We start from the raw sequence: 17,822 nt of genomic DNA, 5'->3' as shown, positions 1-17,822 counted from the left end.
AACTATGTTAGGGGTAACTGCTAAACCTGCTACGCAGGTCACGCCACAAGCAAACAGTGAAAGTGATGTTGAACGCGTAACTATTGCTAAGAATGATGTTACGACCACGAATAGCAGTGAGGGAAATGCAGCACTGAAAATCGTGCAAGAGAAACTGGTCACCAAAACAGATAAATCGGCGATGACGGGTGACCCGTGGAAGCCAATGCTGCGTGCGCCATCGATTTTGCCGTCGGGATTGACGACGCAGCAGGCGACAGCGCCAACCACCACGGCGAAAACGGAATCTCAAACTTATGAAATGGCGGAAGTTCTGGCAAAATTATCTGTAGCGCTAGGTGACTCGGCGATCGCGACGCAGAAACTGCGTAGTCAAACCAGCCAGATAATTAATAACAGCGCATCAGCGATAACAACCGGGGCACTAGCTGATGTAGAAAATGCACGAGCCGAAGTCAATGGGGCTGAGGCCGGTGTGCAATCAGCGCAAGCACAAAAAGAGAATGCCGACCAAATACTGACTGAAGCAAATGCGGCGGTGAATAACGCGTCGAAAGCATTGGATGATGCAAATCAGGCGTTCGCAAATGTGCATAGCGATGTTGATTATCCACTCTCTTCTCTAAAAGCCTCTGTAAGTCGTGACATTGACTCACTGAAAGACCACTCTAATCAAACGAAAGCTTCCTTTCGTGATTTGGCTAAGGTTGTTGATTCCATCGCGCAGTCAAATCTTTCCGGAAAAGGGGAGGCACAGCAGATCCTGACTGATCTTCAGGCAATCGAAACCGGAAAGGCAGCACTTATACAGTTAATTAAAGACAATCCTGCCTCTATTTCCGACCCCAGCTTGTTAGCGGAAATGGAAGCGATTGTCGTTGAAATACAATCGCTTCTGGATGATGTTGGCAAGTTATTAAATACGCTTGTGCAAAACAGCGCGGACTGGCCCGATGAAAATGAAGGGCGTCAGCTAAGACAATATGCCGCTGAGGTGAAGAAAGATATTACAGATGCAAAAGAGGACCTGCAGAATATTAAAGTCAGTTTAGCCAGCATAAAAACGCTGAGAGCACAAATTGCGGCTGCAGAAGACCAGGTTGCCATTGCGAAAAATGTTTTACAACAGGCAGTTGCCGCTCAGGTCGTCGCGCAAAATAATGTTGCGCTGGCGGCACAAAACATCGCCGCTGCACAGCAGGCACTTAATACTGCCAATGCTTCATTAAATGAAGCAAATGCCGCGTTACCCACTGTGCTCAACCAGACACAGGCCCTCCAGCAACTTGACAAACTAAATAAAAGTCAAACCGGCAATGGCATTAATAAAGTGGATTTGCTGATGGCTGAGCTCGTGACAATTTTAGGCAAATGCAATGAAGAAACATTAAAAAACAACATGGCGCTGGCGAAAACGCAACAGGCCGCTAAACAAGCTGAACTGGAAAAACAGACCGAGAAGTCTGAGAAAGAAACCGCAAAACAAAAAAGAATGAACAAAATTTTTGGTTGGGTCAGTAAAGTTGTCGGTGCAATTATGATGGTGGCAGGGGCTATCACCGCTATTATTAGCGGTGGCGCGACGGCCGTATTTTTTGTTATTGGTCTTGCGCTTACAACATCGGATCTGATCACGAAAGCTGTTACCGGAGTGTCATTTATGGCGAAAGCGTTCGGCGGCATAGTGGACGGTATCGCTAAAATGTTTGAAGCGATGGGTATTAGTGCGATGATATCAAAAATACTCGCCGTGATAACGCTAATCGCGCTAATGATAGTCATAGCGGTACTGACGAAAAAGGGGATGAATATAAGTGGGCTATCGAAACTGTTAGGTCGCGTAACGACGCATATTGGAGCATCGGTGGCTAAAGTCACGGCAAAAGCCATGGCGAAAATCACGACGAAAAAGATTATGTTCGGTAGTGCAAAAAAAGTTATTCGGGTGAGCGCTAAAGTAACGATGTATGCGTCAATGGCTGCTAGTCAATCAATATCAGCAGGTTCCTCTGTGGGCAATGGTGTCTATGAACAGCGACGTGATGAGATTTCTGCTCAGTTAATGGAAATAATGAAAGACACTGATTTTGTTAGGCAACTTATGGATATAGTCCTTGAGAATTACAGCAATACGATGAAAACCATGAATGCCATTATTAAAGGTGAGACCGAGGCATCAGGGATGTCCATGCAGGTAGGTAAACAAATTCTGGCGCAGACTCGCGCATAATATTCATTAAAAGGAGATATATATTATGGTTAGTTCAGTTTATTCAGCAACAACAAGTAATGTTTATATTAATACCAGTGCCAGTGCGGGTACTGCGCAGACTGCGTCGGCAGCAGATTTTAAAGACACTCAGGCTTATCAGGCATTGGTGAAGCTTGCCAGTGAAGGTTATAAAGGGGCTGATGGAAAAAATAGTGACAAAGCGGCATTGCAAAAAGAAGCGCAACAGTTGCTTAATCAATTACAAGCGGGACTGGGAAGTAGCGATACCCGGACGGGCAATATGGTAACGGTGGCGATGCCGAAAGCCAGCTCACTGGTTGCCCTGATTGTTGCAATGATCGAATCAGAAAATGACGCCGCCGTAGCCAGTAATAAGATGTCAAGCGAACTTGGGACGCTCAGTCAAAATTTGACAAGTGCTGCAGCAGATGAATTGCGCAAGCAAGGGGAGATGGCGTTGTACAAGGGCATTACGGCCGGAGCCATTCATGCAGCAGGTGCTGTAACTTCTTTTGGCGTGACGTTTAAAAGTCCCGCCCTGGCCATGTCGACACAACAAGCGTTCAATGGCATGGCAGAGACGACCGATGGTGTTTTCGATATGCAAATGAAAAATATGGAAGCAGAGCAAAGCACGCTTACTGCAGGCAGCCATATGCTGGATCAAACCATGTCAATGGACAAAGAGACCGCGCAGAAAGCAGCGCAAGTTATGACCAGCTTACTGTCTCTGCTGTCTGATATCCGCCATACTTCGGCTGATATGGTTTCGACGGTGAGTAGCAATCTGAAAGCCTGATTTTTTTGTAGGGTAATAATTCTCAGCTTATTTTCCTGCGGCCAGTTTTTCGACCAGATCTTGTCGTGCAAGACGGCGAAATTCGGTAAGTTTTTCGGGTATTACCTGCTGTTCAAAAGTCGCTTTTATTGCCAACTGAGCCAGTTGCGAAGATTGCCGAAGAAAGTTACAGCGCCAGATTTCCTGCCCATATTCGACGCGTAGCTCCTCGAGTGGACTTGTGCGTAGCTCGGCCTCAATTCCGCACTGCTGAAAATTATTGCGTATAGTGACAGCCGCTCGAGCAGCGTGAACTGGAAAGGAAATGATCGCTTTACGTTCGGCAATTTTCTCACGCCCCATATGATGAGCCAGCAGCGCAAGCATGTTTTCTATACAGGATTCATTGGCAAACAGTTGCCGCAACTGTTCTTCCAACTGCTGTTGTGACTGAAGTAGCAGACGAGATGTCACAGATTCAATATTGTCGATATAGTGAATGACACTCTGTAATGCACACTGGATTCCTTCGCTATAACCTTCACTCCATGCTTCTGATCGTAGTTTGTCAGCTTCAACGGCGGCATCACGCAGTGCACGTTGCGTCTGAATTTTGGCCTGATGTTCAAGTTTGGTTACGGTTGTGGCGGTACGTAGCCAATTGGCTTTGATAAGAGGAGAGTCGGGTAGCGGTAACCTGGATGAAAGCGAGATTCGTCTAAGCATATTCTATGGCCTGCAGAAACAGAGAGTAGTCTTCTGGATAGGTTTGATCCGCATTGAACTGCGGCTTTTTACAGTGTTCGGGGAAAAGAAAAGCTAACAGTGGAATGAGTGGTTCAGGCAAGCGATTATGCATCGCTTTCATTAATGACGTATAAGCCTGTTGCTCGAGAGTATTGAAATCAGGTTGTTGATTATCCGTTATTGTCTGTGTGGATGGAAACCACGGCACGTAGAGGAAGGCGCGCTGCTCGGCATTTAACAGACTAAGACTGGCGGGAAAGCGTAAAAAAACCGGCGCCAGTTGTCGGGCTGCTGTCATCATGGCGGCGGGATAAAATCGCTCCCAGCGGGTAATAAAAAACCAGTTCTGTTCGGTAAGTGAAGCCGGGTCAATATCAAAATGGTTTTCCTGTAACAGGAGGCTGTTTATGACGCAAAGAGGAAGAGCATTCTGCCCTCTCCGCCATTTTTCAAGTCTGGCAGTATGCGTCCATTCGGCCGGCATAAGTAGTATTTTGCTCAGCACCAGCATGTTATCCATAAGTATCTCGAAAAAGATGATAAGAAAAGGGGGGGACGAAAGCATCGTCTCCCCATGGGAACGCAGTACTGATACGGTCAGGTATTATCAGCCGTTTTTTTCCTCGATGAAAATAATCCGGACAGGCGTGACCAGAAAATACCGAGTACAATGAGAATCAACATCATCGCAACCGAAACAATCACAAACGTATATCCCCATACGGGGTAAGCAGATGTAATTTTCTTCGACTGAAGCGGCATTGACTGACGAAACATGACAACAGAGATATTTTCATAATGCATATCCTGTAATCCATTTTTGACAAACCGACGGATTTTGTCGGTATATCCTGCTTCATCAATTGTGCCGCGGTACATAATTAATACAGATGCGACCATCGATGATGACTCATTATTTTCAGGGCTGATTCCTGGGTAGCTTAGGTGTACTCTCGCACTTGTGATATTCTCAAGTTCCTGCAATGTCTGTCCAAGGCGTTGCTCAATGGCAGAAATTAACCGTGCTTTTTCGCCTAAAGGTGTTGAAACCATGGCATCAGCAGGGAATTGTTGAGATATCTCAATATCCTCAGAGGAGGGGAGCTTATAGGCTGTCAGTAACGTTGTGGCTGACGCCAGGCTTTCTGACCCGACCTCTATAGAGTATTTACCTTTGCCGCTGTCCACTTTGCGTGCATCAATATTATTCGCTTCCAGCAGTGTAACGATTTCATTAGCCTGGCGTTCAGATAGCTGGTCGGCTAATTTCTCATTACAGCCACAGAGAAAGAATATAATCAATAACAGCGCGGATTTAGCATTCAGAAGCTTCATCATGTTTTTATCAATGTCTCAATGGCGGAAACGCCCTTACGCGCCAACGTACTCATGAGACTGGTATCCACCGTGTAGGCGCTTAATCTAGCCTGCCACTGTGCCAATTGTTCTGGATCAGACGTTATAGCTGGGTTATTTAATGCGGCAGTAATTCGATCTTTTTCAATCTGTGAGCCGACTGCTTGACGGGAAATCTCTTCGGACAGACGTGTGTCTAAATCAATGAGATCACCTGTAATAAAAGAAGGCTGGGGTTCAGACAATGTAGTCGACCGCAATATCTGCGGAGATATCTGGCTAATAGTTAAACTCACATTAATACTCCATGTCCGTGAGTAGAATCAGTAGTGACGAAATAATATACTTGATCGCCACACGCTCCCTTTACTTGAAGTTAGCAATAATTGACTGATCGATATCACGAAATGATTTTACAACGTTAGATTGAGCATTCCTGTAAAGAGTATATTCTGATAATGCACTCTGGTATTTTGCAAGGTTTGCTGGGTTACTGGGGTCGTTTTGTAACGTATTTAACGCGTCGTCCAGATTTTTTTTAAGGTCTGCTGTTCCAGATTCAAACCCAAGGGCCATATTAGAAATATACCCTTCTCCAAATGCCAGATCATTTACACTGCTGGCCGCGTGCGTCATATTAGTAAAATCAACCATAAGAGCTTCCTTTCATTAACATATAACTAGTAGGGGTAAAGCCAGTGATAATCGGAGGTAATGGCGTAGCTATCATCACCACTTCGAAAAGTTAAAGGACGTAACCCCGGTTCTTCCAGATCAAAAACAAACTGAATATATTCGCTGCCATACTCATGCATGAAACTGCTCATGGTGTTTTCAAGTGCTGAATACTGCTCTCCCTCCAGTACACCATGAATAATAAATCGGGAATTGGAGGGCATAATGCTGGTTGTAAACTGCAATTGCAAATCACTTAGCTTGCGGCTTGCTAATGCCACAATATCGGTATCAGAAAACCAGTCCACTGAAATATTACTTATCCACGGATAGTTTTTGGCAATAAAAGCCCTGAAGGCAATATTGCAAATGGCTTCAGTACAGCGCTCTTTGCTAAATGCGATAGAGATATCTCGTGACCCTGTTAGCTCCAGACGATGAAATGGCATTTTCATTTCATGAAGTAATGCTGGTAGTTCCAGACGCACAGATTCAAGAGATATCATATGAATACTGTTGGTATTTATGTTATCTTTATTCAATGCCTGCCAGCCCCATTCCGCATTGGCATCAGTTTTCGCAATAATATAAACGTCACCACTTTTTAACTTAATGATATCGGGGGCAATAGGCAACAGCGCACTACGTACTGAAGTACTATTATCCGCTATAAAAAAATAACCAACAAAAATAGCAGAGAAAAATATAAGAAGAACTGTACACAGCAGCGTCAGTCGATAAAATCGATTTTTCAAGCACCGGGAATGTAATGGCGAGTTATTATCAACAATAAGGCTACTGTTAACATCAGGAGTAATAGGAGACACAAATTTTTTCTGATTGCTTAATACATTTTGATGCCATACATCATGTTCCGCTCTTAACGCAACGGTGACCAGGCCAATTTCTATCGGTGTATTAAGTAACAAAGACTCTTTTGCTGGGGTATCATCTTCTGCCTGAAAGACGGGGGCTCCTGCTGTAGAAAGTAGTTGGCTAAATACTGAGATACCAGATTCATTCGATGACAATGTAAATGATAATAAAAAAGTGGTGCTCTGTGCTTCAGGTGACGGAACAACAATACTATTGGTGCTGTTGAAAAGGGATTGCATTTCACCTTGTTCGACCGCTAGCAATTGTTCCTGAGAAATGAAGCTTACGTATACGGTTTCACTGTGTGGCAGGGGGATATCCACGCCGTACATAGGGCCAGAAAGCACCTTCATAACATAATGGGGCAGGTAATCCATATCTGCGCTCTGCGAACTGTCTTCCATAAATATCCCATACAAAAGAGTGGAACTGGGGGCAGTTTAAGGGATATAGATAAAAAACAAATAAACATTTATTTATTAATCTGAAAAAGAGGAGAAATAAACAAATGTTTAGATACTGTTCTTCCAGAAGGCATTAATCTCTTTCTTGCAGGAAGCGTTGAGTGATAAATGGCGAGATCTCTCGTAACACAAAAGATGCCGTTTTATGGAGCTGCGGATACATGGAAAAGTATTTGATATGGAGTCGGCCAGTATTGTGGTTAGCTGCAGTTGTAGCATCAATTGCGCTAACTGGCTGTATACCAAATAAAAATAGTAAGCTGAAGAATGATATTGCATTAGTCCCTGACGACCAGAGCGCACAAACGACACACCTTTTCAGACAACAGCTTGTTTATTGTACAACACAATACCTTGCTACTGCACAAGTGTCAGAGGTGAAAGTTGCCTGGGTTCTGAAAGAGAAAAAACTAACGATAAAAAGCCCTGATTCGAAATTGGATCGTTATCTTACTAGTTGCACTAACGAAGCTGTAATGTTAATGGCGGATGTTGATGACAGCGGAAAAATGGAAATTTCCGGTATTCAGCTATCTGATGAGCCACGGATTTAAAATATGAACATAAAGAAAATCGAATGGCGATCAGCACATGAGCTCAGACGTAAACAACTTTGTGGAAATTTTTTGCTCTGTATTGGGTTGAAGTCTGATACACCGTCAATACGTACTGACAGGGAAAAGTCTAACAGTATGGGGTATCGCTGGAATTTATGTGAGCAGGGAAAATATCATCAATATCTGCTTTATGGTGCTAAAATTCGTCCTGCTACGATAACGCCAGTTGTTTTATGTGGCCTGATAAATTTCGGGTATTTTGCAGAGCTGCTGGCTTTTCTTGACATTGCCTATGAGAGTCCTCGTGATACGCCTGCTAAAGGTTTCTTTTTTCCTCAAGTCAATAACTGTGAGACTTTGTATCTAAGCTATCGACAAGTGGAACAGGGATTTATAATGAGGTATTTGTCTGGTGAAAGAGATAATGAATTTTCAGCATTGTGCCATTTTATTAGGCTGCAAGAGTCTTATGTTCTTACACGCTATCTTATCGAAAATTATAAGTCTTATGATAAAATAAATGAATTGAGCGAACGCTATGGTTTATCATATTCGTATTTCAGAAAGAAAACACAGTTATATTTTGGCGATACCGCGAAATCTAAAATTCAAGCGTGGCGTCTGGCAACAACAACCCTGGAGCTTCTGGAGTCGCCAGAAAACATTACCAGAGTTGCAATGAACAATGGATTTGCCTCATCATCACATATTTGTCAGGTCATATTGTCTTCTATGGGAATGACGCCATCGTCAGTAAGGAAAGCCAATGAACGACTTTGATATTGGCATAAAAGATAAATATAGACTATTTCCGTTAACGGATGAGTGGTTTGTTGATAAATATGCTCTGCTCTCAGTATTGATGGTTAAGCTTTGCCAGTCCGTACCCTGTCGCATCAGCATTAACGACGGCTGGATTTATTTGCATATTATTGAAGGAACAAGTATGCCTCTTTTTTCATATATCATGGATGGATATGTTAATGTGTTTCAGGAATAAATTCGCTAACAGAAAACTTAGCGCTATTTTACTTCTGGGCTTGTTGAACCCAGTGGGTGATGCTATTGCTGTCGATAAGAGGGTAGATGATACGGTAGATCCCGTCTCATCGATTATAAACGATGCAACAGCAGCTGACTCAGCAACACAAATAAACAGTTTTACAGCAAGTAATAAGAGCGTTGACTTTGTATTTAAAGCTATTTCATCACAGTTGAAAAAACCTATAATTGTCAGCTCTCGGGCCAGGAAATATTCAGTCACAGGACGGTTTGATCTGAATAAACCAATGGGAATGATCGAACGGATTACGCAGGATCTTGGGCTGATATGGTATTTTGATGGTGCGATATACTATATTTATGAGGCATCGGAAGCTAAAACTGCGGTTGTCCATTTTCCCGCCAGAAATTACAGGGATTTAGAGAATTTCTTGCATGAAAATGGGATGTATGATAAGCGCTATCCATTAAAAATGAATCTTTCCACCAGTACTCTTTATATTTCAGGGCCACCTAAATATATTGACATTATTGTCGGTATCGCTGGTTTTATGGGGAATGATTATAGTTCATCAAATAATGAGTTAGTGGTTGATGCTGTTAAACTTCGCCATGTTTTTGTTGATGACCGTTCTTACACTTATCGAGGACAAACCAAGATAATACAAGGTATTGCTTCTACTATTAACGATCTTCTGAGTGATACCCGCATAGAGGGTAAGAGTACTATTGCAGTAAAGAAACAGGACAAATTTACCCAGACGGCAGACGTAGCATCGCAAGGTGAACCTGAGTTTGGCGTCAGCGCAGAAGTTAATAACGTCGGGATAGGGCGATATGACGAAACGGGAATCAAAGTGTTGCCGTTTACTGGTCGAAATAGTTTGCTTATTAAAGGAACTCAAGAACAGATTAATATGGTCAAAGATCTCATCGCGCGGCTGGATATTCCACGCAGGCAGGTTGAGTTTTCTTTGTGGATTATTGATGTTAATAAAGACGATCTGGACCAGATCGGAGTTAACTGGCAAGGGCAGTATAAAATTGGTTCAAACATCCAGTCTTTTTTTAATGCCACAAGCATATTATCCAGTAGTGAAAGTGATACATTTCTGGCCACAGTCAATGCTCTAAGCCAGAAAGATAAGGCAAATATTGTTTCGCGACCGATTATTTTAGCTCAGGATAATATACCTGCTATCTTTGATAATTCTCGCAGTTTCTATGTCAAGTTAATGGGAGAAAGGGAAGTTTCACTCCAGACGGTGACTTATGGAACCTCAATTAACGTCATTCCTATGGTCTCTGATGATAATAAACTCGTCGAGATGAATGTTGATATTACGGATGGTAATACGGTATCGGATAATCAAGGGGATACGGCAATGGTCGATCAACTCCCTGTGGTTGGGAATACGTCTATCAGCACGATGGCGAGGGTTTCCGCAGGGCAGAATTTATTAATTGGTGGTTATACTCGCGATCAATTATCTGATGGTGTAACAAAAATCCCTCTCCTTGGCGATATTCCCTGGATTGGTGGTCTGTTCAGAACCACGACAAACAACACCTCCAAGGCGGTAAGACTTTTTTTGATTCAGCCTAAAATCCTTAATGATGATTTTAGCAGTAAAGAGTCTCTAAACGGTTACGTTAATGATGGTTGGGATGCCATTAAAAGTTCGCTAATCAAAATACCGGAGTAATGTATGGCACTGGAAGGTTCTTCCATGTCCCGCATGAATAATGTGGGAGGGGCTAATGAACTGATCACTACGCTTGCCAGAATGCAGGATGACGCAGAGGTAAGGGTTGAGAAAAGCACCGTCTCTGTGGCGATGGATATGGCAGATGATATGTCTGCACTATTAAGTTCATTTCTGCAAAATAACCGGACAGCAAAAGCGAAATCATCATCAGCAGAGAGCATTGCTGCAGAATGTGAAGCATCGATTAAAGAAGAAAGCCCCAATTGTGTAATTAAAATTAACGATTTTGCTAAGGGGGGAGCAATGGCAGCAAAGCAACTGCTTAATTTCATGCACCAATTGTTTCCTGACCCCGCACAAATTGCACTGCTGCTCCATGCTTTTATTTTGATGAAGAAGAAAAAAAAAGCAGAAGGAGAGGATGAGCTTCCTGATGTTCCGCTGGAACTTTTGGAATCCACTCTTGATATGCTGATGAAGGGGCCTGATAAGAAAAAAGCAAAAGCTGGCATCAACAGCGCCAAAGCGGCAAAACAATTTAGTGTGCGGTTGAAAAAAAATGAAAGTTTGCTGCGTGGAGCCTATGAGAGTTTTCTTACGCAGGATCTGGACCCAATTGAAATTTATCAAATGTCTATTGAAAAATTCGGCATCGAGAATAGATATATTGTTATGGACTATTATAGGCATGCATTGCATTGTGATATTAATAGCTATGACCCTTCTTGCAGTTCACTGGAATTCGGTTCAGTACTTGAAGCTAACTTCAGAATGAATATATTGCGCTCGGCTGACCAGGTTTTCATGAACATGATGTCTGACGGAGAGTATATTCCTTCTGGTTCTGAGTGGGAGTTCAAACTTTTGAATTTTTTCCTCAGTGTTATTGTCCAACCTGATAATACCAGACTATTAACAATGAATCTGGTTGAGGACTGCATGAAATATTATCCGAAAAATGATAAGAATAATTTCGTTCAGCATATTTATATGGCCATAAAACAGCTACCCTTTGCGCTATTTTCAGAAGATATAATGGATGCGGAGAAAATAAAAGCGAGCGTGGAAAATATCATTGCACTGATTATCGATGGATATTCTCGTGTTACGCTGACAGGAAAAGTATATGGATGATATTGCACTGGATACACAACTTCGCCATTTAGCGCCTGGTGAAGAGGTGTTGATCACATTTCAGGGGATGTCATTTCGTTGTTGTCGATATGAACTATGGTATTTTTTTATGACAAAAGTACCGATGCCAGAGATCGACCTACCGGCTTGGCTATATAATAATAGCGAAGCACTTGATAGCGATGAGCAGATGCTATCATTTCGTGGCGAGATTTACTTTTGCATTTTGCAGAAAAAACCCAATATAGCGCATATCTATAGTCGAGCTATAAAACACATTGGCTAGAGTTAATCTTGACAGCAGTGGTATGAAACTATGTGGCAAAAAATAGCACAAAGGCCTGAGCTTTTCCTGGTTGTATTAATGATATCAATACTGGCAATGCTTATTATTCCATTGCCAACCTGGCTCATTGATATTCTTCTGGCGTTCAATATCACATTTTCAATTTTGATATTTATTGGCACATTTTATATACAGAAAGTGCTTGAATTTTCAGCGCTTCCATCTTTGTTGCTGATTACTACTTTATTCCGGCTTGCTCTGTCTATCAGTACCAGTCGTATGATTTTGGTACAGGCCGATGCAGGGCATATTATTACGACATTTGGTAATTTTGTTATCGCAGGCGATATTATTGTTGGTTTTATTATATTTGCCATTGTGACATTGTTTCAATTTATTGTCATAACCAAAGGATCAGAGCGGGTTGCAGAAGTGTGCGCGCGATTCTCACTGGATGCGATGCCAGGTAAACAAATGAGTATTGACGCAGATCTACGTGCTGGCAATATTGATGCAGATGAAGCGCAGAAGCGTCGTTCAATGCTGGAAAAAGAGAGCCAGCTATACGGAGCCCTGGATGGCACCATGAAATTTATCAAAGGTGATGCGATTGCCAGTATTGTCATTATCTTTGTTAACTTTATTGGTGGCGTATCTATTGGGATGGGACGCCATGGTTTGTCATTTAGCACTGCGACCGATGTTTATACGATCTTAACTATCGGTGATGCACTGGTTGCGCAGATCCCCGCACTGCTTATCTCTGTTGGCACTGGTTTTGTCGTGACACGTGTCAGTGAGGATGGTAAGAATCTTGGTAACAATATCATTGACCAGATTTTTCAGCGCGATTTTGTGTTAATCGTCACAGCAGTTGTGGCAATTTTGATTGGTTGTTTACCGGGTTTCCCATTATTTATTTTTGTGCTAATGGCGAGCATTATTCTTGCTGTTTTCTTTAGTAGACTTATGAAAGCGAAGAGACAAGCCGCGGTTACTGGAGGAATGACTAATACTGGAATTACTGGTGGCTCATCCCGAAGTGAAAGAGATTCGACTTTAACGGCGATGTCAGATTTATTACCAGAAACAGTACCATTAATGGTAATGCTTCCTGAGCAAGGGTTTAGCGAACTCGACCTGGAACACTTTAGCATGCGCTTTTCACGGGAGTTTTATATTAATTATGGTGTTGAGCTTTCGCGGGTGAATGTCGTAATGAGTCCCAATGTGGCTCAAAATCGGGCAGCGGTACTGATTAATGAAGTATCCGCAGGTGAGTTTCCCGTTTTTTTTGAACACTTCAAAATTTTAAATCTTGAAGGAATGATTGAGCTTCCTGGCGTTGAGGTTATCACCATTGAAAATGGTGATAATAAAGAATACTGGGTTACTGAACATAGCCACGAGTTATGCCGGTCCCTGGGATTTAATTTACGGGGCGCGGAAGATGAAATGATGCTTTCTTTTCAATCTATAGTGACAGCACAAATTGCGGAGTTGTTTGGTATCCAGGAAACAAAAAATATTATGGACAAACTGGAGCGTCAATATCCAGAGTTGTTAAAGGAAACATACCGTCACTGTACAGTTCAGCGTGTTTCGGAAGTTTTACAGCGCTTACTGAGTGAACGAATCTCCGTTCGTAATATGAAGGCAGTGCTGGAAGCTTTGGCTCTATGGGGGGGGGAAGGAGAGGGATACCATTCAACTGGTAGAACATGTTCGTGGCGCTCTGGCGCGCTATATCTCGGATAAATTTGCCTCTGATAATATTTTGCTGGTTATGGTGTTGTCACCAGAACTGGAGGGAAAAATTCGCAAAGGAATTAAAACAGCAGCTTCGGGATCGTTTATTAACATGGAGCCCGCAGATAATGAATTCGTCATGAATCGGTTTGATCAACATCTGAGTAATCTTTCCCGCAAAGATGTGGTATTGCTAACAGCGGTTGATATCAGGCGCTATACAAAGCGTTTGATGATGTCACAATTTTCTGACCTGGATGTCATTTCATTTGGTGAAATATCAGAAAGTGTAAAAGTCAATGTAATTAAAATGGTGGATTAAAAAATGGATACTTCAAAGATTGTCAATACTCTTAAAAATGCGCTTGAAATTATGGGCTGTGATTCAGCGCTGATTTCTGATATAGACCATCATTCAACTATCGAGCTGAGTTTTAATGACAGAAGCTCGATTCTGTGTAGTACTACTGAAGATGTCGTTATGCTTTGGTGTATACTTGCTAAATATAATAGTCAAGCGTTATTAAATGGTGCGGCACAATTGATTGAGCCGTTGGTGAAAAATCATGAATGGATTGCAACGGGTCAACTTCAGTTACTGGAAAATGATGGTGACTTAGTATTGCGAGCCATTCTTGGTAACGATGTTATCGAACAAGGTGATTTATTGGCGGATGCGCTTGGTCAGTTTTTTGATTATTCTGAAACGTTTACCCAGGTACTGAGATAATGCAAGAGATCTCGCTGCGTGATATCTTTTGTTGTGATGCCAGAATAACGTCGATTCATGGTTCGATAATTACTGCTCCTCTGCGCCATACTTTTGTGGGCGAGCGTTGTCGAATTTATCGTTCACTGAACGATCGGCATTTTATAGGGCAAGCAGAAACCATAGGGTTTAATAAAGATAATGCAGTCCTGTGCCTGCTAGGTGGCTCCGATGGTATTTCATGTTCTGATATTGTCGTACCGGATGGCAGCGTATTTTCGCTTTCACTATCGTTAAATACGTTAGGTACAGTGATTAATGCACAAGGTGAGATCTGTGAACGCTTCGCTCAACAAACGGCCGCTGATACTATTGCCGTGCAGCGGCCAATAATGCAATCGCCGCCGGATTACAGCGAACGACGTCCTATTGATACGCTATTTTCAACGGGCGTAAGGGCAATCGATGGGCTGCTGACCTGTGGAATTGGCCAGCGAGTTGGGATCTTTGCTGGCGCAGGTGCTGGTAAAACATCCTTGATGACGATGATTATTAGCCATTCTATGGCTGATGTTTATGTTATCGGTCTGGTAGGTGAACGAGGGCGTGAAGTCACTGAATTTTTAGCAGAAGGGATACCTGAAGACAAACGAGATAAAACGGTGGTCGTGTATTCAACATCTGACCGGCCCGCCGTCGAACGCCGGAACGCCGCGCTTATCGCTACCACTATTGCCGAATATTTTCGTGATGCAGGTAAGAATGTGGTACTGATGATTGATTCGATGACTCGATATGCCCGCGCACTTCGTGATGTGGCACTTTCTGCAGGGGAAATGCCTGCTCGGCGTGGTTATCCGTCTTCTGTATTTGATAATTTACCCCGCATTCTCGAGCGCAGTGGAAAAACGCGGCAGGGTAGTATTACGGCGTTTTACACCGTACTGCTTGAAGAAGAAGAAGAGGTTGACCCAATTGGTGATGAAGTTCGTTCCATTCTCGACGGGCATATTTATCTTTCCCGGAAACTGGCAGGTACGGGCCATTATCCCGCAATTGATGTTTTACGTAGCGTTAGCCGTGTGACACGTGCTGTTTCGTCAGATGAACAACGAGAAGCTGCGTCACTGTTTCGTAATTATCTGTCAAAACTGGATGAGTTAAAGCTAATGATTGAACTAGGGGAATACCAACCCGGTGAAAACCCTGCAACGGATAGTATTGTTGAGAAAAAAGATGCGTTAATGGCTTTTTTACAGCAAAAAATGATAGATAAAACATCATTTGAACAAATGCTGGAGTATTTGTATGCCATATAAAAGGATGGAGAATTTATATTCAACTTACTGCGATAGCATTGTATTGAAAGTGATTCGTAGTGAGCGGGAAATAGAACGATTAGAGAGATTACTTGCAGCTAACTCTCAGAAAAGGATAGATGTAAGTTACGATATTATTAATCTGTGGAATGGTATTGCAGAAAAAGAGTTAACTAAACATGCAATCTATAACACCAAACGTAAAGAATCATTACTACTTTCTGCTTTGTATCGCCTGGAAACAGAAGAAAATGAGTTAGCGCAGAGTAAGCTTCAACAAGAGGATGAAAAACTCCAGCTGAAGTTATTACGGGCCAGATATGAACGGAAAAAACGTAAATGGTCATTGTGCCGCCAACAAGTTAAACGCCAACGGAATATTAAAATCATGGCTCGGGAAGAATCTCTGACAGAGGAAAGTACGTCATGGAAAATATAAGAGTTACTCCAGTAAGGCAAATCTCATCAGGCCAAGCCAGCACGGAAGATACCGTGATATCTGCTGATGAAATCATGCAACAGGTGTTGAACGATCAGGGAAACCGACAAGGACGGCATGGTAAAACAAAAGATCTTGCAGGTAATGATGAAAAAAATGTGGAAGCCTCCGCGCAGATGATTTTCATGAACATGCAGCCCGTATTGCCGCAAAATGTATTAGCAGTACTCACGGGACAGCGTCAGGATAAGACGGTAGAAACCGTTGATAAATTTGCTACATCACCTCAACGGCATGATAACGGTCAGACGTTGCCTGTTGTTGGGGATTTCAATATGGAAATGCTGAAAACAACCCTGTCTCTCAGTCCCGATGATGAAGTTATACACTTACCGGCTTCGGCGCATATCTTACCGAACAACACAGTGGTCCCTGCTGTCCTCCAGCCACAGAGTACCGATAATGTTATTTATACCTCCGCTGGTGAGAGTCCGCTACCGCGATCGAATGAAAAGGGGATGATGCATCCGACACAGTATTTGTCCGCAGCGAGTACCTCTGCGAATCAGGCAGTAAACCAGGATGTGACTGAAATTCGCTGGACATTTCCAACCCAGCAAAGCGCCAGGGTGCAGATAGAACACGCGCAAAACAGAGCGGATACAGTGGTGCAGGTTGTACCGTCAGATACTGAAATTGGGCAACGACTGGCAAACTTTCAGCAGTTGCATCCTCTACAGGTTTTGCGTATGGATATCACTCCGGCTCAGAATGATAATTTGCACAGCCAACAGAATTCACAGCAGCAACAGCAGCAAAATCAGGCTGAACGGGATGCCTCCAGTGAGGAGGAAGAGGCTTGAGTGCAATTATTTCACACCTGCGACGTCTGGAGCCTGTTGAAAGTCGAATCAAGCAGTATTGCGCGCGTCAGGACATCGCTCTCATCGTGTATCAGCAGAGAGAGCAGCAATCGCTGGTACGTTGTAGTGGATTGCTTGCAGGACAAGAGATCAATTTCTTCGTCTCTGCTGACCGATTGCTGGAAATGTATGCGCTGCAGGATGCGCGATTTTCTGTTCATCAAGTTGGCGAGAAGTTTCTCTCAACACTATACAGCGGCCTGCTGACTGAATGTCGTCCGGGCATCGAGTGGTTTGCAGTCCCTCTGGAAGATATCGTTGTACAACAACGAGAGTACAGACCTCCATCGGAACAGAAACTCTACAGTACCGGAAATGGCGCGGGTTATATCTGGTTTGCGGAAGATGCCCTGGCATCAATAACCCTGCCTGGGGTTGAAATGGCGGCAGACTGGTCCGGTTTACCCTGTCCGGTGAAACTATCTTTAGGATTTACACCGTTATCACTTAATGATACCCGCCAACTGAATATTGGTGATGTGCTATGGCTTACAAGTGAATGTTTTACCCTGTATGTGGGGCACAAACAATTTTATGCAGTGCAGTACGAGCAAGATTATTTTTCAGTGAGTGAGAATATTATGGATGATCAAAGCAGTAATAGCGAAACAAACGAAGTATGGAGTGAGGATGGTCTCAAACTGAATATTGAATTTGTGCTTAGCGAAACCAGTATGACGCTGGCTGATATTAAACGAATGCAGCCTGGTGATGTCCTGGATTCCGTTTTGGGCATAGATACTAATAAAGTAAGCGTTCAACTTCGTATTAAGGGGAAAACGATCGCGGCAGGCGAACTGGTTTTGCTGAATGAACGCCTGGCCGTGGAGATTGAAAAAATTTACGGCGCAGTGTGAGGCATATTT

19 protein-coding genes and 1 pseudogene are annotated in these 17,822 nt (G+C 43.0%); 14 read left to right on the top strand and 6 right to left on the bottom strand.

Features of this window, described 5'->3' with window-relative positions:
• The first annotated feature begins 4 nt into the window (after positions 1–4).
• Both sctE and ACLJXE_RS21635 read left to right on the top strand, forming a co-directional pair.
• On the top strand, positions 5–2,230 hold the full coding sequence (gene sctE / locus ACLJXE_RS21640; protein WP_410751990.1) for a type III secretion system translocon subunit SctE: 2,226 nt from the start codon (positions 5–7) through the stop codon (positions 2,228–2,230).
• A 25-nt stretch (positions 2,231–2,255) separates the two neighbouring features.
• Positions 2,256–3,032: a hypothetical protein gene (locus tag ACLJXE_RS21635; RefSeq protein ID WP_410751989.1), complete on the top strand. Its 777-nt coding sequence runs from the start codon at positions 2,256–2,258 to the stop codon at positions 3,030–3,032.
• Between the two features lie 27 nt (positions 3,033–3,059).
• On the opposite strand, the gene ACLJXE_RS21630 is transcribed toward ACLJXE_RS21635, so the two are convergent.
• From ACLJXE_RS21630 to ACLJXE_RS21605, 6 genes are all read right to left on the bottom strand, one after another.
• A complete protein-coding gene (locus tag ACLJXE_RS21630; protein WP_410751988.1) occupies positions 3,060–3,737 on the bottom strand; it encodes a type III secretion protein HrpE in 678 nt (225 codons plus the stop codon).
• Positions 3,730–4,278, bottom strand: a complete 549-nt coding sequence (locus ACLJXE_RS21625; RefSeq protein WP_410751987.1) for a hypothetical protein — start codon at positions 4,276–4,278, stop codon at positions 3,730–3,732. Before ACLJXE_RS21625 ends, ACLJXE_RS21630 begins: the two co-directional genes overlap by 8 nt.
• Positions 4,279–4,355: 77 nt before the next feature.
• The gene (sctJ, locus tag ACLJXE_RS21620; protein ID WP_410751986.1) at positions 4,356–5,096 is read right to left on the bottom strand and encodes a type III secretion system inner membrane ring lipoprotein SctJ; all 741 of its coding nucleotides are present in this window, start codon (positions 5,094–5,096) and stop codon (positions 4,356–4,358) included.
• On the bottom strand, positions 5,093–5,410 hold the full coding sequence (sctI, locus tag ACLJXE_RS21615; RefSeq protein ID WP_410751985.1) for a type III secretion system inner rod subunit SctI: 318 nt from the start codon (positions 5,408–5,410) through the stop codon (positions 5,093–5,095). Before sctI ends, sctJ begins: the two co-directional genes overlap by 4 nt.
• A 70-nt stretch (positions 5,411–5,480) precedes the next feature.
• A complete protein-coding gene (gene sctF / locus ACLJXE_RS21610) occupies positions 5,481–5,768 on the bottom strand; it encodes a type III secretion system needle filament subunit SctF (protein WP_410751984.1) in 288 nt (95 codons plus the stop codon).
• Between the two features lie 26 nt (positions 5,769–5,794).
• Entirely contained in the window at positions 5,795–7,069 is a 1,275-nt protein-coding gene (locus tag ACLJXE_RS21605; protein WP_410751983.1) for a PrgH/EprH family type III secretion apparatus protein, read from the bottom strand.
• Positions 7,070–7,290: 221 nt separating this feature from the next.
• Here ACLJXE_RS21605 and ACLJXE_RS21600 point away from each other — a divergent pair, with 221 nt between their 5' ends.
• From ACLJXE_RS21600 to ACLJXE_RS21545, 12 genes and pseudogenes are all read left to right on the top strand, one after another.
• Complete coding sequence (locus ACLJXE_RS21600) at positions 7,291–7,683, top strand: hypothetical protein (protein ID WP_410751982.1); 393 nt, start codon at positions 7,291–7,293, stop codon at positions 7,681–7,683.
• Positions 7,684–7,686: 3 nt separating this feature from the next.
• On the top strand, positions 7,687–8,466 hold the full coding sequence (locus ACLJXE_RS21595) for a helix-turn-helix domain-containing protein (protein WP_410751981.1): 780 nt from the start codon (positions 7,687–7,689) through the stop codon (positions 8,464–8,466).
• Positions 8,453–8,686: a hypothetical protein gene (locus ACLJXE_RS21590; RefSeq protein WP_410751980.1), complete on the top strand. Its 234-nt coding sequence runs from the start codon at positions 8,453–8,455 to the stop codon at positions 8,684–8,686. The genes ACLJXE_RS21595 and ACLJXE_RS21590 overlap by 14 nt, the downstream gene beginning before the upstream one ends.
• Positions 8,670–10,394, top strand: coding sequence for a type III secretion system outer membrane ring subunit SctC (sctC, locus tag ACLJXE_RS21585; RefSeq protein ID WP_410751979.1), 1,725 nt, complete (start codon positions 8,670–8,672; stop codon positions 10,392–10,394). The genes ACLJXE_RS21590 and sctC overlap by 17 nt, the downstream gene beginning before the upstream one ends.
• A 3-nt stretch (positions 10,395–10,397) precedes the next feature.
• Complete coding sequence (locus ACLJXE_RS21580) at positions 10,398–11,531, top strand: HrpJ domain-containing protein (protein ID WP_410751978.1); 1,134 nt, start codon at positions 10,398–10,400, stop codon at positions 11,529–11,531.
• Positions 11,524–11,817, top strand: coding sequence for a hypothetical protein (locus ACLJXE_RS21575; protein ID WP_410751977.1), 294 nt, complete (start codon positions 11,524–11,526; stop codon positions 11,815–11,817). Before ACLJXE_RS21580 ends, ACLJXE_RS21575 begins: the two co-directional genes overlap by 8 nt.
• Positions 11,818–11,847: 30 nt before the next feature.
• Positions 11,848–13,888, top strand: a pseudogene (locus ACLJXE_RS21570) (EscV/YscV/HrcV family type III secretion system export apparatus protein).
• 3 nt (positions 13,889–13,891) lie between these two features.
• Positions 13,892–14,296 (top strand): hypothetical protein, encoded by a 405-nt coding sequence (locus tag ACLJXE_RS21565; protein WP_410751976.1) that lies wholly within the window; start codon positions 13,892–13,894, stop codon positions 14,294–14,296.
• Positions 14,296–15,594 (top strand): type III secretion system ATPase SctN, encoded by a 1,299-nt coding sequence (gene sctN, locus ACLJXE_RS21560; RefSeq protein WP_410751975.1) that lies wholly within the window; start codon positions 14,296–14,298, stop codon positions 15,592–15,594. The genes ACLJXE_RS21565 and sctN overlap by 1 nt, the downstream gene beginning before the upstream one ends.
• The gene (locus tag ACLJXE_RS21555; RefSeq protein ID WP_410751974.1) at positions 15,584–16,033 is read left to right on the top strand and encodes a hypothetical protein; all 450 of its coding nucleotides are present in this window, start codon (positions 15,584–15,586) and stop codon (positions 16,031–16,033) included. The genes sctN and ACLJXE_RS21555 overlap by 11 nt, the downstream gene beginning before the upstream one ends.
• A complete protein-coding gene (locus ACLJXE_RS21550; protein WP_410751973.1) occupies positions 16,021–16,896 on the top strand; it encodes a hypothetical protein in 876 nt (291 codons plus the stop codon). The genes ACLJXE_RS21555 and ACLJXE_RS21550 overlap by 13 nt, the downstream gene beginning before the upstream one ends.
• Positions 16,893–17,813, top strand: coding sequence for a FliM/FliN family flagellar motor switch protein (locus ACLJXE_RS21545; RefSeq protein ID WP_410751972.1), 921 nt, complete (start codon positions 16,893–16,895; stop codon positions 17,811–17,813). Before ACLJXE_RS21550 ends, ACLJXE_RS21545 begins: the two co-directional genes overlap by 4 nt.
• The last annotated feature ends 9 nt before the right edge of the window (positions 17,814–17,822 follow it).

Origin of the sequence: Citrobacter sp. U14242 (assembly GCF_046555775.1) — a bacterium.
GTDB lineage: Bacteria > Pseudomonadota > Gammaproteobacteria > Enterobacterales > Enterobacteriaceae > Citrobacter.
Note: the sequence above shows the minus strand (reverse complement) of the source record. Positions and strands in the feature narration are given on the sequence as shown.